Consider the following 14,096-nt stretch of genomic DNA (forward strand, 5'->3'; position numbering starts at 1 on the left):
TGCAGGGGGGACCCTGTGGGAGAGTAGGACACCGCCGAACAAATTTTGAGAAAGGCCCACGCCGTTATGGCGTGGGCCTTTCTGCGTTTACGGGCGTTTTTGTATTCGCGGGGGAATTGGCAGGCCCACAGGGAGCCTGCCACCGAGTTTCAGAGCCGGCCCGCCGCTTTCAAGGCCAGGTACGCGTCGGCCAGTGCGGGAGCGAGATCTTCAGGCGTCGCGTCCACAACCGTCACACCGTGCCGACGGAGTTGCTCCGCCGTGCGGTGCCGTTCGCTCTGCGCCTGTGCTGCTGCCGCCGCCTCGTACACCGCGTCGGCGTTTCCGCGTGCCGTCGCCATTCGGGCGATATGCGGGTCGGCCACAGAAGCGAGCAGCACCGTATGGCGTTGGGTCAGTTGGGAGAGCACGGGAAGCAGACCCTGTTCGACCGGTGCCGCGTCGAGCGTCGTCAGAAGGACGATCAGGGAACGGCGTGGAGCCGTACGGAGCGCCGTGGCCGTGAGTCCGCGCGCGTCCGTTTCGACGAGCTCCGGCTCCAGCATGGCCATCGCGTTGACCAGGGACGGGAGGACATCGCCTGCGGCACGGCCCTGGACGAGGGCACGGACCCGGCGGTCGTAGGCGAGCAGATTCACGCGGTCGCCCGCGCGGGAGGCGAGAGCGCCGAGGAGGAGTGCCGCGTCCATCGAGGCGTCCAGGCGTGGGGCGTCGCCGACGCGGCCGGCGGAGGTGCGGCCGGTGTCGAGGACCAGGAGGATGTGCCGGTCACGTTCGGGACGCCAGGTGCGTACGGCGACCGCAGACTGCCGGGCCGTGGCTCGCCAGTCGATGGAACGGGTGTCGTCGCCGGGAACGTACTCGCGCAGGCTGTCGAATTCCGTGCCTTCGCCGCGGGTCAGGACGCTGGTGCGGCCGTCGAGTTCACGCAATCGGGCGAGTTTCGACGGCAGGTGCTTGCGGCTGGTGAACGGGGGCAGAACCCGTACGGTCCAGGGCACTTTGTGGCCGCCCTGGCGGGAGAACAGACCCAGGGGGCCGTAGGAGCGGATCGTGACGCGGTCTGCCTCGCGGTCGCCACGGCGGGTGGGGCGCAGGCGGGTCGTCACGTGTCGGCGTTCGCCCGGTGGGACGGTGAGGTGGTGGCGTGAAGCGTCGATCTCCGTGCCGGGCTGCCAACTGCTCGGCGGCCAGCCGTCCCTGAGGCGGGCCCGGAGGGTGCGTCCGGACGGGTTGGTCACGGTGAGGGCGATGTCGGCGGTCTCGCCGAGGCGCGCGGACGTGTCGCCGGAGCGGGATAGCACGAGGCGCCGTACCGGAGCAGCCAGAGTGAAGTCACAGGCGCAGGCCAGGGCGAGCGGGCCGTTGACGGCGAGGAAGCCCGTCCAGCTCGGTTCCCAGATGCCGATGGGGATCGATCCGATGGCCGCGAGGAGGGCGGCGCGTCCGGTGAGGGGCATCAGCGGGGGACCGGGACGTGGGCGAGGATCGCGTTGATGACGGAGTCGGCCGTCACGCCCTCCATCTCGGCCTCGGGGCGGAGTTGGACGCGGTGGCGGAGGGTGGGCAGGGCGAGGGCCTTGACGTCGTCGGGGATGACGTAGTCGCGGCCGGTCAGCCACGCCCAGGCGCGCGAGGTGGCAAGAAGTGCGGTGGCGCCGCGCGGGGAGACGCCGAGGGTGAGGGACGGCGACTCTCGGGTGGCACGGCAGATGTCCACCACGTAGGCGGTGATCTCGGGGGAGATGGTCGTCTTGGCGACCGCGGCACGGGCGGCTTCGAGGTCGGCGGGGCCGGCCACGGGGCGTACGCCGGCGGCGCGCAGGTCGCGCGGGTTGAAGCCCTCGGCGTGGCGGGTGAGGACGTCGATCTCGTCCTGGCGGGAGGGGAGAGGGATCGTCAGTTTGAGGAGGAAGCGGTCGAGTTGGGCTTCAGGGAGGGGGTACGTGCCCTCGTACTCGACCGGGTTCTGGGTCGCGGCGACCAGGAACGGGTCTGGGAGCGGGCGCGGTGTGCCGTCCACCGTGACCTGGCGTTCCTCCATCGCTTCGAGGAGGGACGACTGGGTCTTGGGAGGGGTGCGGTTGATCTCGTCCGCGAGGAGGAGGTTGGTGAAGACGGGGCCGGCCTGGAAGGAGAACTCGGCGGTGCGGGTGTCGTAGACGAGGGAGCCCGTGATGTCGCTCGGCATGAGGTCGGGGGTGAACTGGACGCGTTTGGTGTCCAGTTCGAGTGCGGAGGCGAGGGCGCGCACGAGCAACGTTTTCGCGACTCCGGGGACTCCTTCAAGTAGCACGTGTCCGCGGCAGAGGAGAGCGACGACGAGACCGGTCACGGCGGGGTCCTGGCCGACCACGGCTTTGGCGATCTCGGCGCGCAGGGCCTCCAGGGAGGCTCGGGCGTCGGCCGGGTTCCCGGTGTTCCCGGCGTTGTCGGTGGTCGGGTCCATCATGGACGGCGTACCTCTCTTTCGAGGGCGTCGAGTTGGTCGGTGAGGGCGATGAGGTCCGTGTCATCGCCGGGCGGCGGTCCGAAGAGGAGGGAGTGCAGGGCCTGGCCGTCGCCGTGGAGGTGGGCGGAAAGGGCGGGGAGCAGGGCCTCGGGAGCGTCCGCCTGGGAGACGGAGACGCCGACGAGGGGGGCGAGGCGGGTGCGAGCGGTGGAGCGAAGAGCGGCAGCCGCGCGGTCGCGGGCGTTGGCTTTGCGGTAGAGGCGGGCGCGGCCTTCGACGGTTTCGGAGGCGCGGATCGCCACGGGGAGTTTCTCGACTACCAGGGGGCCGAGTCGGCGTGCCCGCCAGAAGGCAGCCAGGACCGCGGCGAAGAAGAGCTGGAGTGTGCCCCAGAGCCAGCCGGAGGGGAGCAGGTCGAACAGGGACTTCTGGTCGCCCGTGCCGGTGGCCGAGGCGTCGGAGAGCGAGGGGAGGTACCAGACCAGATGGTGGCGGGAGCCGAGGAGTTGGAGGGCGAGCGAGGCGTTGCCCTGTTCGTCGAGCCGGTCGTTGAGCAGGATGTCGGGCGCGCCGAGGACGATGGTGTCGCCGCCTCCGGAGACCGCGGGGACGCGGATCAGCGTGGCCAGACGCTGGCTGGGGTAGCACGAGTCGGCGTCGAGGTGGGTGGTGGTGTAGCGGATGCCACCGGTGTCGGCGCTGCCGGCGCGGCGGGCCTCGGCCAGGCTGCAGTGGGGGTCGAGCGTGGACTTCAGGCTGGTGGCGGGGTCGGCGGTGACGCCGGGGGCGAGCCGTTCCACGGACGTGCTGCCGGCGGCGACCAGGATCGTGCGGCCGCCCGATCCGGCGGTCGACACCCGCAGCTGGGACTGCTGCCCCGGCGTGAGCAGGTCGGGGACGGCGACGAGCAGGGTGGTGTCGCGGCCGGCCGCGGCCCGGGCTTCCGCCAGGGTGGTGACCACACGGGTGGACACGCCCCGGTCGGCGAGGAGTTCGGCGACGGCGCGGCTTCCGTGGGGGTCGGCGGAGCGCGGGTCGAGGGCTCCGTGCCTGCTGTCGGAACGGACGACTGCGATGGCCACGGCACCGGCCAGCAGGAGCACCACGGCGAGGACGATGCCCCGGGTCCGGGTCCACACCTGGCGGGTGGTGGGCGCGGTGGAGGTGGGCGGAAGGGCTACGCCGGTGGTCATTCGGCGGCCCCCTGGCGGGTGTTGTGGGCCGTGCTCGGGGTACTGCTGGCGAGTATCGGCTTGGTGCGTTCCAGGTCGCGGTCGAGTTCGGCGATGCGCTCGTACGACGCCTGGGTCGCCCTGCGGCCTCCGTACGTCACGTCGTCGAAGTCCCGGGCGGCCGCGCGCAGCCGGTCCGTGTGGGCGGGCAGGACGCGGCCGGCTTCGGCGGCGGCTTCGTCTGCGGTGCGGCCCGGGCGGACGTCGAGCAGGGCGCGTTCCTCCAGGGCGCGGACGACGGCGCGCATGCGTTCCTGGAGGGCCTGGTTCCAGTGGCCCTGGGCGGCGTGTGCCTCGGCGGCCGCGCGGTGTTCGGCGGCGCTGCGGGGGCGGTCGTCGAACAGGGCGGCGGCGGAAACGGGTCGGCGGCGTGGGGTGCCCAGGCGCCACCACAGGGCGCCGAGGACGGCGACGATTGCCAGGACCACGACGACGAGGCCCAGCGTGCCCCCGGGCGTCGCGGACGCGGCGGCGGAGAGCATGCGGCCGACCCAGTCCAGGAAGGCGTTCAGGGCACGCTGGAACAGCCCGGGGTCGTTCTCGTGGTACATCCGCTTGGACAGCTCATGCCGTGCCGCCTCCCGTGCGGGGTCGCGCGGGATCGTCACGGGCGGTTCGTCGCCCGAGCCCAGCGACAGCAGGGCCGTGGCCCGGGCCCGTAGCAGGCCGTGTACGGCCTCTTCGGCGGCGCGCGGCAGGGCGGCGGGCACCGCTGTGAGAACTCCCCCCGTCGGACTCACCGCATCAGCTCCCCGGGACGGTGCCGGGGGTGCTGGCGCCGTAGTTCTCGACACCGGCGGCGCGGGCCAGTTCGAGGTCGAGGGCCTCGCGGCGGATGCGCTGGTCGATGTAGAGGAGCACGGTGACGCCCGCGTTGATCGGGAAGGTGAGCATGGAGCCGATCACCGAGCCGATGCCGCTGACGATGAGGAACGTCCAGCCGACGTTGGCGTTGGTGCTCTCGAGGAAGCCGGAGAAACCGTCGCCGCTGAGGATGGCGGCGCCAACGGCGAAGGGGATGACGGCGATCGAGGAGACGATGTTGGCGATGATCGTCGCCAGGATCTGGATGCCGAAGACCCGCCACCAGGAGCCGCGGACCAGCTTGATGGAGCGCCCCAGCGACTTCGTGATGCCCTGCTTCTCCAGCATCAGGGCGGGGGAGGCCAGGGAGAAGCGGATCATCAGCCACAGGGTGACCACGCCGCCCGCGAGGATGCCCAGGACGAGCAGTGCGGCGATGGCGCCGCCGGGGCCGCCGGCGATCGCGACGACGATGCCGGGCAGTGCGCCGACGAGCAGGATGCCGACCGCGATGAGTCCCATCAGGACGATGAGGCCGAACAGCTTGACGACCTGCGGGCGCGCGTCGCGCCAGGCCTCGCGGGTGGTCACGGACTTGCCGAGCACGGCGCGGCTGGTGACGGTGGTCAGCAGGGCCGTCGCGATGATGGTGCCGACCAGCGTGATCAGCAGGACGGCGCCCGAGCTGGCCATGACCTCGCCCGCGGCGCGGGACACCTCGCTGAAGGAGGCGCTCGGGTCGTTGAGGGTGTCGGTGGTCTCGGTGTCGTTCAGGACGAGGCCCTGGAGGAGGATCACCGCGACCTGGGTGACGACGGCGACCGTCAGCGAGATGCCGAGGACCGTGCGCCAGTAGGTGCGCATGGTGGAGACTGCGCCGTCGAGGATCTCGCCGACGCCGAGCGGGCGCAGCGGGATCACACCGGGCTTGGCGGCGGGCGGGGGGCCGCCCCAGCCGCCGCCCCAGGCTCCGTATCCGCCGGGCGGGCCGTAGCCGCCGCCCGGACCGCCGGGCCCACCGGGGCCGCCGTAGCCTCCGTAGCCGCCGCCAGGGGGCTGGCTGCCCCAGCCGGGGCCGGGCGGTGGGGGCGGCGGTGCCTGGCCTGGTGCCGGGGCGCCCGTGGGCGCGGACCACTGGCCGGGTGGTGGCTGGTCCTTGGACCACTTCGAGCCGGAGCCCTGTGGGTCCGTTTCCGGCTGATCGGTGGGCTGCTCGGCAGGGCCTGCGGGGACGGGGCGGTCGGCAGGGGCGGACGCGCCGGGTTCCCGCCCGTCGGACGGGGCGGATCCGGGCGAGGCCCAGCCCGGAGTGTCGTTCATCGAAGCTCCTTCACGGTGCCCGTCCGCGGTCGCGGTGGCAGGTTGGCTGCCATCGTGCCATGGGGTGGTCACCCAGTGACCTGCCGCGGTACAGGCTCCGCACCTTCAATTGTCCGCCGGATACGGGGCAGACTGACGGCATGGCTGATCAGTACGCGCAAACCGGCGAGGACAAGCGGCCGACAGGAATGCCCGTGATCCGGTGGGAGGAGCCGCCCGAGGGCCCCGTAGTGGTCCTTCTTGACCAGACCAGACTGCCGGCCGAGGAGGTCGAGCTGGTGTGCACGGATGCGTCCGCGCTGGTGGAGGCGATCCGGACGCTCGCGGTGCGCGGGGCGCCGCTGCTCGGGATAGCGGGGGCGTACGGCGTCGCGCTCGCCGCCGTGCGGGGTTTCGACGTGGACGAGGCCGCGGTGGCGCTGGCGGGTGCCCGGCCGACGGCCGTGAATCTTTCCGTCGGGGTGGGCAGGGCCGTTTCGGCCTACCGGTCGGCTCTGGCCAAGGGCGGTGACAGCGGGGCTGCGGCCGTGGCGGCACTGGTTGCGGCGCGGGCGCTGCACCGGGAGGACGCCGAGGCCAGCGCCCGGATGGCCGGGCACGGGCTGGCGCTGTTGGACGAGTTGCTGCCGGGCGGAGGGCACCGGATCCTGACGCACTGCAACACCGGGTCGCTGGTGTCGGGAGGTGAGGGAACGGCGTTCGCGGTGGCCCTCCAGGCGCATCGCGTGGGGCGGCTGCGGCGGCTCTGGGTGGACGAAACGCGTCCGTTGCTGCAAGGCGCTCGCCTGACGGCGTACGAGGCGGCTCGCAGCGGCATGGCGTACACCTTGCTCACCGACAACGCGGCAGGTTCGCTGTTCGCGGCGGGGGAGGTGGACGCGGTGCTGATCGGGGCGGACCGGATCGCGGCCGACGGATCGGTGGCGAACAAGGTGGGGAGCTATCCGCTCGCGGTGCTCGCGCGCTACCACCATGTGCCGTTCATCGTGGTGGCGCCGGTGACGACAGTGGATCTGGAGACGCCGGACGGTGCGTCCATCGAGGTCGAACAGCGCCCCGGATATGAGGTGACCGAGGTCACAGCGCCGCATGTGCCGGTGACGGGAGCGGGAGGCGGGATTCCGGTGGCACCTCTGGGGACCCAGGCGTACAACCCGGCGTTCGACGTGACGCCGCCCGACCTGGTGACGGCGATCGTCACCGAGGAAGGCGCCGTTTCGCCCGTGACGGCTGAGGCTCTTGCCGAGCTGTGTGCCAGGTCACGCCAGGTAGCGATCAGCTAATCGGACGATGGCGGCTCGATCGACGGTGACGGCCCCTCGACCTGCGGCGATTCGCAGACGAAGGGGCCGTGACATCAGAGGGTGACATCCGTGGGGAGCCCCAGCACCCGGTTGCCCGTGTGAACGGGCCGACATCCATCACTGACATGGACGTCGGGGGACGGGGGCAGACAGTGACGGCTCCCTGCGGCTATCGTCACTGGCCGGTGACCCTGGTCACCTGCGCAACCTTCACTGTTATGAGAATGGGATGATGTCGTTTATGAAGGGACGAGTCCTTGTCGTCGACGACGACACCGCACTGGCCGAGATGCTCGGCATTGTGTTGCGTGGTGAAGGTTTTGAGCCGTCTTTCGTAGCCGACGGTGACAAGGCGCTGGCCGCTTTCCGTGAGACCAAGCCCGACCTGGTGCTGCTGGACCTGATGCTGCCCGGTCGGGACGGTATCGAGGTGTGCCGCCTGATCAGGGCGGAGTCCGGGGTGCCGATCGTGATGCTCACGGCGAAGAGCGACACCGTCGATGTGGTCGTGGGCCTGGAGTCGGGCGCGGACGACTACATCGTGAAGCCGTTCAAGCCGAAGGAGCTGGTCGCCCGGATCCGGGCCAGGCTGCGGAGGTCCGAGGAGCCGGCGCCGGAGCAGCTCGCCATAGGTGACCTGGTCATCGACGTGGCCGGGCACTCGGTGAAGCGGGACGGGCAGTCGATCGCGCTGACCCCGCTGGAGTTCGACCTGCTGGTCGCGCTCGCCCGCAAGCCGTGGCAGGTGTTCACGCGTGAGGTGCTCCTGGAACAGGTCTGGGGCTACCGGCACGCGGCGGACACCCGTCTTGTCAACGTTCACGTCCAGCGGCTGCGCTCCAAGGTCGAGAAGGACCCGGAGCGGCCGGAGATCGTGGTGACCGTCCGTGGTGTCGGATACAAGGCCGGACCGAGCTGACATGTCCGAGGACAGTGCTGCTTCGGCCCCCGGCCGGTCCGGGGACCGTCCGGAGCGGCCTGTCGGCGGAAAGAGGCCCCGTTCGCGCTGGGCGATGCTCTTCGAGGGCGGCCTGCTGCAGGGCGGGGTCCAGGGCAGCCCGGTGCTGCGGCTGTTCATGCGCTGGGTGCGGCGGCCGTTGCTGCCGGTCATGCGGCTGTGGCGGCGCAACATCCAGCTCAAGGTCGTCGTCACCACCCTGCTGATGTCGCTGGGCGTCGTTCTGCTGCTCGGATTCGTCGTCATCGGGCAGGTGCGCAACGGCCTGCTGGACGCCAAGGTGAAGGCCTCGCAGAGCCAGGCCACCGGGGGTTTCGCGGTGGCCAAACAGAAAGCCGACGAGGCCGCGGCCGGCACCGGTGACACCGCTGTGTCGGCGGACGGCCGGCAGTCGCAGAACCTCACCCCGTGGATGAGTGATCTCGTCGAGTCCCTCTCCAGCGGTGGTCAGGGCGCCTTCGACGTGGTGACGCTGCCCGCGGGTGACAACAGCGGCGGCGGGCGCGGACCGCGTGCCTCCGGCCAGGTCGACCCGACGTCCAGCGTGCCCGACGACCTGCGCACGCGGATCAACAGCAGCATGACGGCCGCGCAGAGCTACACGCGGATTGTCTACAAGGACAGCGACAAGGAGTCGCAGCCCGCCCTGGTCATCGGCAAGCAGGTCAACGACCCGAACAGTGACCCGTACGAGCTGTACTACCTCTTCCCGCTCACCCAGGAGGAGAAGTCCCTCAGTCTGGTCAAGGGCACGCTCGCGACCGCCGGGCTCTTCGTCGTCGTACTGCTCGGGGCCATCGCCTGGCTGGTGGTGCGGCAGGTCGTCACGCCGGTGCGGATGGCGGCCGGGATCGCCGAGCGGCTGTCCGCCGGGCGGCTCCAGGAGCGGATGAAGGTCACCGGCGAGGACGACATCGCGCGGCTCGGCGAGGCCTTCAACAAGATGGCGCAGAACCTCCAGTTGAAGATCCAGCAGCTGGAGGACCTGTCGCGGATGCAGCGCCGGTTCGTGTCGGACGTGTCGCACGAGCTGCGTACGCCGTTGACGACCGTGCGGATGGCCGCCGACGTCATCCACGAGGCGCGCGAGGACTTCGACCCGGTGACCGCACGATCCGCGGAGCTCCTCGCCGACCAGCTGGACCGGTTCGAGTCGCTCCTCGCCGACCTGCTGGAGATCAGCCGCTTCGACGCGGGCGCGGCGGCGCTGGAGGCCGAGCCGATAGACCTCAGAGAGGTCGTACGGCGGGTGGTCAGCGGGGCTGTGCCGCTCGCGGAGCGCAAGGGCACGCACATACGTGTGCTCGGCGACCTGCAGCCCGTGGTCGCCGAGGCGGACGCCCGGCGCGTGGAGCGGGTGCTGCGCAACCTGGTGGTCAACGCCGTGGAGCACGGCGAGGGCAAGGATGTAGTCGTCAAGCTGGCCTCGGCGGGCGGGGCGGTCGCGATCGCGGTGCGCGACTACGGCGTCGGGCTCAAGCCCGGCGAGGCGACCCGGGTCTTCAGCCGCTTCTGGCGGGCGGACCCGGCACGCGCGCGTACCACCGGCGGTACGGGCCTGGGGCTGTCGATCGCTCTGGAGGACGCGCGGCTGCACGGCGGCTGGCTGCAGGCGTGGGGGGAACCGGGCGGCGGTTCGCAGTTCCGGCTGACGCTGCCGAGGACCGCTGACGAGCCGCTGCGGGGCTCGCCGATACCCCTGGAGCCCAAGGATTCCCGGCGCAACCGGGGTCTCAGTGACGCCGGTCTGCCGAGCGGCGAGGACAAGCGGGCCACCGTGCCGGTGCAGTCCGGCGGCGGACAGGGGGCGGCGCTCGCTTCCATGGCACAGCGGATGGCCACCGTGGCCCCGACCGCCGACCCGACCGCGCTGCCCGGCAACGGTGCGCGGGTGGTACCCAGGCCCAGCGGGGGCGCGAGGCGCCAGGAGGGCACGCCCGGGACCGGCCCGGCGGACGACGGGAGCGTCGGCGGGCAGGACGAGTCGAACAAGCCAGGGGAGGCATTTCGTGGTCGCTGACCGCGAGGGGAGCGCGCGGCCCGGACCGGTGCGCGCGGTGGCGTACGCCGCCTGCGGGGCCGTACTGCTGGCGGGCTGTGCCTCCATGCCGGACAGCGGCGACCTGCGGGATGTCGAATCCACGCCCCGGCAGGACACGCAGGTGCGGGTGTTCGCCATGCCGCCCCAGCAGGACGCCTCCTCCACCGAGATCGTCCAGGGCTTCCTGGAGGCTCTGACCAGCGACGATCCGCGCTATGACACGGCGCGCAAGTATCTGAGCACGGCCGCCGCGAAGACCTGGCGGCCGGAGTCGCAGGCGACGGTGCTGGCGAACGGGCCGAGCATCCAGACCGACCCGCGCCCGGCCGGCCGGGACGGCACGGACAGCATCACCTACTCGCTGCAGGGCAGCCGGGTGGCCACGGTCGACGCGCAGCAGGCGTACACGCCTGTCGCCGGGGCGTACCAGCGGACGGTGCATCTGACGAAGGACGCCAAGAGCGGGCAGTGGCGGATCGACGCGCTGCCGCAGGGCGTCGTGATGGGCAAGTCCGACTTCCAGCGCAACTACACGTCCGTCAACAAGTACTACTTCGCCTCGGACACCTCGGCCGGAGAGACCGGGCAGCCGGTGGCGGTCGCCGATCCGGTGTTCGTCCGCAGCCCGGTGGATCCGACGACCCAGCTGGTGCGTTCGCTGATCAAGGGCCCCACCACGTGGCTCGGCCCGGTGGTCCGGTCGAGCTTCCCGACGGGTACGGCGCTGAAGAAGGGTGTGTCCGGGCTGACGCCGGACGACCAGAACCAGGTCACCGTGCCGCTGAACGTCAAGGCGTCCCGGATCGGGTCGGCCAAGTGCACCGAGATGGCGACCCAGTTGCTGTTCACGCTGCGGAGCCTGACGCCCACCGTGGACTCGGTCGCGCTGCGGTCCGTCAACGGCGGCCGGATGTGCGACGTCACCGAAGATCAGGCCGAGGCCACCGCCTGGCGCCCGTCCGCCAAGCGGCCCGACTACCTGTACTTCCTCGACAGCAAGCACCGGCTGGTGCGGATGACGACCGGCGGTACCGGCACCAGCGCGGTCGCCGTGCCGGGCCCGTTCGGCGCGGGCACCAAGTCGCTGCGGTCGGTGGCGGTCGCCCGCGACGAGCGGACCGCGGCCGGGGTCACCGGCGACGCCAAGTCGCTGTACGTCACCTCGCTCGCGTCGGACGGTTCGCTGGGCGATGCCGTGCTGACCAGCCACGGAGCGACCGAGGACGACCGGCTGACGGCGCCGAGCTGGGACGCCCGCGGTGACCTGTGGGTGGCCGACCGGGATCCCGCCAAGCCGCAGCTGTACATGCTGGCGCAGGGCGTCGGTCAGCCGCTGGCGGTGCAGATCCCCGAGCTGGACGGCCGTATCAAGGACGTGCGGGTCGCCGCCGACGGGGTGCGGATCGCGCTCGTCGTGGAGAAGGACGGCAAGCAGTCGCTGCTCGTGGGGCGGATCGAGCGCACCAAGTCCGATGACCAGCAGGAGGTTTCGGTCCTCGAACTGCGTTCCGCGACTCCTGGCTCCGAGGAGGTCACCGCGATGTCCTGGGCCGGGGACAGCCGGCTCGTGGTGGTCGGGCGCGAGCAGGGCGGCGTGCAGCAGACGCGGTACGTCCAGGTCGACGGCTCCACGCCGGACGGGCTGGCGCCCGCGGCCCTCACGGGTGTCCTGGCAATCGCCGCGTCCGAGGACGACCGGGTGCCGCTGGTGGCCGACTCGCAGGACGACGGGATCGTCCGGCTGCCGTCCGGGGCGCAGTGGCAGAAGGTGGTCAAGGACGGTTCGGCGCCGGTCTATCCGGGCTGAGCCCGGAGGTGGCGTGAGACCGGCCGTCCCGGTCCGGCGCGGAGCCGGCGGGGCGGCCGTCTTGTTCGGGCGGGGCGCCCGTTGTCCGTGCGGCCGGGACGACCTTGTACGGAGCGCCCGGGGGCTGTGTGCCCAGGGCGACCGTTCTCGGGTGGAACACCGGTCTCCTCACCCGTGTGGGTGACGCGTTGTATGGGTCGCACGGAGTTGTCCACAGGCAGTTGTCCACAGGGGTGGCCGGTGTGGCCGGTCATTGGCACAGTGGGCACATGCGGGGGTGGTGGCAGGACCTCACCGACCTGGTACTCCCGGCCGAGTGCGGAGGCTGCGGTACGCCTCGCACGGTGCTCTGTGCCGAGTGCCGTGCCGCCCTGAACGGGGCCGTACCGCGCCGGGTGCGCCCGGTGCCGAAGCCGCCCGGGCTGCCGGCGGTGTACGCGGCGGCGCATTACGCGGACGAGGTACGGGCGGCTCTCCTCGCCCACAAGGAACGGGGCGCGTTGGCGCTCGCCGGGGCCCTGGGCGCGGCTCTGGCGGGAGCGGTACGGGCCGGACTCCGGGAGAGCCGGACGGCCTGGGCCGGTGACGGGAGCGGCGGTGCCCGGGCCGGTGGGCCCGTGCTGCTCGTGCCGGTGCCCTCCGCGCCGTGGGCCGTGCGGGCGCGGGGACACGATCCGGTGCGCCGGATCGCCCTCGCGGCGGCCATGGAGCTGCGCCGCACCGGGGTCTCGGCCCGGGTCGCCCCGGTGCTGCGGCAGCGGCGGGTCGTGGCCGACCAGTCGGGGCTCAACTCACGGCAGCGGCTGGTGAACCTCGACGGCGCACTGGAGGTGACGGCCGGCGGCGCCCGGCTGCTCGCGGGCGGCCGTGTCGTCCTCGTCGACGACCTCGTCACGACCGGCGCAACCCTCGCGGAGGCGGCGCGTGCGGTACGGGAGTCGACGGGGCCTGGAGGGGCAGAGGAGGAGACAACGGCTGTGTATCGGCGCGCGGCTTGGGAAGGAAGGGAAGAACGGACGGCCGGACCGAGGGAAGAACGAGCGAGGTGGACACGGGACGCACCGGGAATGGCCGAGGGGAACTCCCTCGCATGGCCGATCCGTGCGGCTGTGGTCGCGGCCGTACCGGATTCTTTCGAAATGAACCGGAACTGACTGTGAGCGCTCATCGTTGCAGGTAGTGACCGGATCAATTCACCTGAATGGAGGTACGCATCAGTAGAGGGTGACGACATCCGTCCGGGCGAGATATGTTCGGTTGTGAGGGAGAAAGCCGCAGGCCGTGCCTCCCGTATCCGAATGCCGTGCCGCGGGTTTTCCGTAATCATCGCGGTGCTGGGGTGCAGATCTTGCCCATGGGGGAGGAGGAGGTGACGTCGTCGAGTCCGAGGCTCCGGGGTTCACCGGAGTCGGGTGCAAAAAGGGAGATGCTCCGCCAGTGAAGCGGAGTGCTCCGGGAACGGAGTTCTGCGTGGACATCGTCGTCAAGGGCCGCAAGACCGAGGTGCCCGAGCGGTTCCGCAAGCACGTGGCCGAGAAGCTGAAGCTGGAGAAGATCCAGAAGCTCGACGGCAAGGTGATCAGCCTCGACGTCGAGGTGTCCAAGGAGCCCAACCCCCGACAGGCCGACCGTTGCGACCGAGTGGAGATCACGCTCCGCTCCCGCGGTCCGGTGATCCGGGCGGAGGCAGCGGCCAGCGACCCGTACGCGGCACTCGACCTGGCGGCGGAGAAGCTGGACGCGCGGCTGCGCAAGCAGCACGACAAGCGGTTCTCGCGCCGTGGCGCACAGCGGATCTCGGCCGCCGAGGTCCCCGACCACGTCCCGGACGCGGCGACGCTCAACGGCGACGGCAGCCCCGTCCGGGCGGAAGAGCCCGACGGTGTGCCCACCAAGAAGATCGGTTCCCTGGAGGTGAAGGGTGAAGGCCCCCTCATCGTCCGCGAGAAGACCCACGTCGCTTCCCCGATGAGCCTCGACCAGGCCCTCTACGAGATGGAACTGGTCGGACACGACTTCTACCTGTTCGTCGACTCCGAGACCAAGGAGCCGAGCGTCGTCTACCGGCGGCACGCGTACGACTACGGCGTCATCCACCTCAGCACGGACCCGATGGTCGCCCAGGCGCAACCCCCGGCGGCGGGAGGCACGCTGGGCGGCTGACCCGCCCGCCCGGCA

At 71.4% G+C, this 14,096-nt stretch carries 11 protein-coding genes; 6 read left to right on the plus strand and 5 right to left on the minus strand.

Going from position 1 to position 14,096, the window contains the following annotated elements:
• Positions 1–149: 149 nt before the first annotated feature.
• From ACWGJB_RS32560 to ACWGJB_RS32580, 5 genes are read right to left on the minus strand one after another with little or no spacing between them, the layout of a single operon-like run.
• The gene (locus tag ACWGJB_RS32560) at positions 150–1,460 is read right to left on the minus strand and encodes a DUF58 domain-containing protein (protein WP_453383640.1); all 1,311 of its coding nucleotides are present in this window, start codon (positions 1,458–1,460) and stop codon (positions 150–152) included.
• Complete coding sequence (locus ACWGJB_RS32565) at positions 1,460–2,449, minus strand: AAA family ATPase (protein WP_453383793.1); 990 nt, start codon at positions 2,447–2,449, stop codon at positions 1,460–1,462. Before ACWGJB_RS32565 ends, ACWGJB_RS32560 begins: the two co-directional genes overlap by 1 nt.
• Positions 2,449–3,645, minus strand: coding sequence for a DUF4350 domain-containing protein (locus ACWGJB_RS32570; protein WP_453383641.1), 1,197 nt, complete (start codon positions 3,643–3,645; stop codon positions 2,449–2,451). The genes ACWGJB_RS32565 and ACWGJB_RS32570 overlap by 1 nt, the downstream gene beginning before the upstream one ends.
• The gene (locus ACWGJB_RS32575; RefSeq protein WP_453383642.1) at positions 3,642–4,394 is read right to left on the minus strand and encodes a DUF4129 domain-containing protein; all 753 of its coding nucleotides are present in this window, start codon (positions 4,392–4,394) and stop codon (positions 3,642–3,644) included. Before ACWGJB_RS32575 ends, ACWGJB_RS32570 begins: the two co-directional genes overlap by 4 nt.
• 34 nt (positions 4,395–4,428) lie before the next feature.
• Entirely contained in the window at positions 4,429–5,808 is a 1,380-nt protein-coding gene (locus ACWGJB_RS32580; protein WP_453383643.1) for a DUF7544 domain-containing protein, read from the minus strand.
• A 140-nt stretch (positions 5,809–5,948) separates the two neighbouring features.
• Here ACWGJB_RS32580 and mtnA point away from each other — a divergent pair, with 140 nt between their 5' ends.
• The 6 genes from mtnA (at position 5,949) to hpf (ending at position 14,081) form a co-directional block, all read left to right on the plus strand.
• Complete coding sequence (gene mtnA, locus ACWGJB_RS32585) at positions 5,949–7,091, plus strand: S-methyl-5-thioribose-1-phosphate isomerase (protein WP_453383794.1); 1,143 nt, start codon at positions 5,949–5,951, stop codon at positions 7,089–7,091.
• A gap of 250 nt (positions 7,092–7,341) precedes the next feature.
• On the plus strand, positions 7,342–8,031 hold the full coding sequence (gene mtrA, locus ACWGJB_RS32590) for a two-component system response regulator MtrA (protein ID WP_015659998.1): 690 nt from the start codon (positions 7,342–7,344) through the stop codon (positions 8,029–8,031).
• A gap of 1 nt (position 8,032) precedes the next feature.
• On the plus strand, positions 8,033–10,090 hold the full coding sequence (gene mtrB, locus ACWGJB_RS32595; RefSeq protein WP_453383644.1) for an MtrAB system histidine kinase MtrB: 2,058 nt from the start codon (positions 8,033–8,035) through the stop codon (positions 10,088–10,090).
• Positions 10,080–11,918, plus strand: a complete 1,839-nt coding sequence (locus tag ACWGJB_RS32600; RefSeq protein ID WP_453383645.1) for an LpqB family beta-propeller domain-containing protein — start codon at positions 10,080–10,082, stop codon at positions 11,916–11,918. The genes mtrB and ACWGJB_RS32600 overlap by 11 nt, the downstream gene beginning before the upstream one ends.
• A gap of 269 nt (positions 11,919–12,187) precedes the next feature.
• Positions 12,188–13,072: a ComF family protein gene (locus ACWGJB_RS32605; protein ID WP_453383646.1), complete on the plus strand. Its 885-nt coding sequence runs from the start codon at positions 12,188–12,190 to the stop codon at positions 13,070–13,072.
• 316 nt (positions 13,073–13,388) lie between these two features.
• Positions 13,389–14,081: a ribosome hibernation-promoting factor, HPF/YfiA family gene (gene hpf, locus ACWGJB_RS32610; RefSeq protein ID WP_453383647.1), complete on the plus strand. Its 693-nt coding sequence runs from the start codon at positions 13,389–13,391 to the stop codon at positions 14,079–14,081.
• Positions 14,082–14,096 lie beyond the last annotated feature (15 nt).

The organism is Streptomyces sp. NPDC054813 (assembly GCF_053611365.1).

Excerpts from the sequence above, each read along its gene's own strand:
- ACWGJB_RS32580 (WP_453383643.1), bottom strand. The coding sequence starts at position 5,808 with ATGAACGACACTCCGGGCTGGGCCTCGCCCGGATCCGCCCCGTCCGAC.
- mtnA (WP_453383794.1), top strand. The coding sequence starts at position 5,949 with ATGGCTGATCAGTACGCGCAAACCGGCGAGGACAAGCGGCCGACAGGA.
- ACWGJB_RS32560 (WP_453383640.1), bottom strand. The coding sequence starts at position 1,460 with ATGCCCCTCACCGGACGCGCCGCCCTCCTCGCGGCCATCGGATCGATC.
- mtrA (WP_015659998.1), top strand. The coding sequence starts at position 7,342 with ATGATGTCGTTTATGAAGGGACGAGTCCTTGTCGTCGACGACGACACC.
- ACWGJB_RS32565 (WP_453383793.1), bottom strand. The coding sequence starts at position 2,449 with ATGGACCCGACCACCGACAACGCCGGGAACACCGGGAACCCGGCCGAC.
- mtrB (WP_453383644.1), top strand. The coding sequence starts at position 8,033 with ATGTCCGAGGACAGTGCTGCTTCGGCCCCCGGCCGGTCCGGGGACCGT.
- ACWGJB_RS32570 (WP_453383641.1), bottom strand. The coding sequence starts at position 3,645 with ATGACCACCGGCGTAGCCCTTCCGCCCACCTCCACCGCGCCCACCACC.
- ACWGJB_RS32605 (WP_453383646.1), top strand. The coding sequence starts at position 12,188 with ATGCGGGGGTGGTGGCAGGACCTCACCGACCTGGTACTCCCGGCCGAG.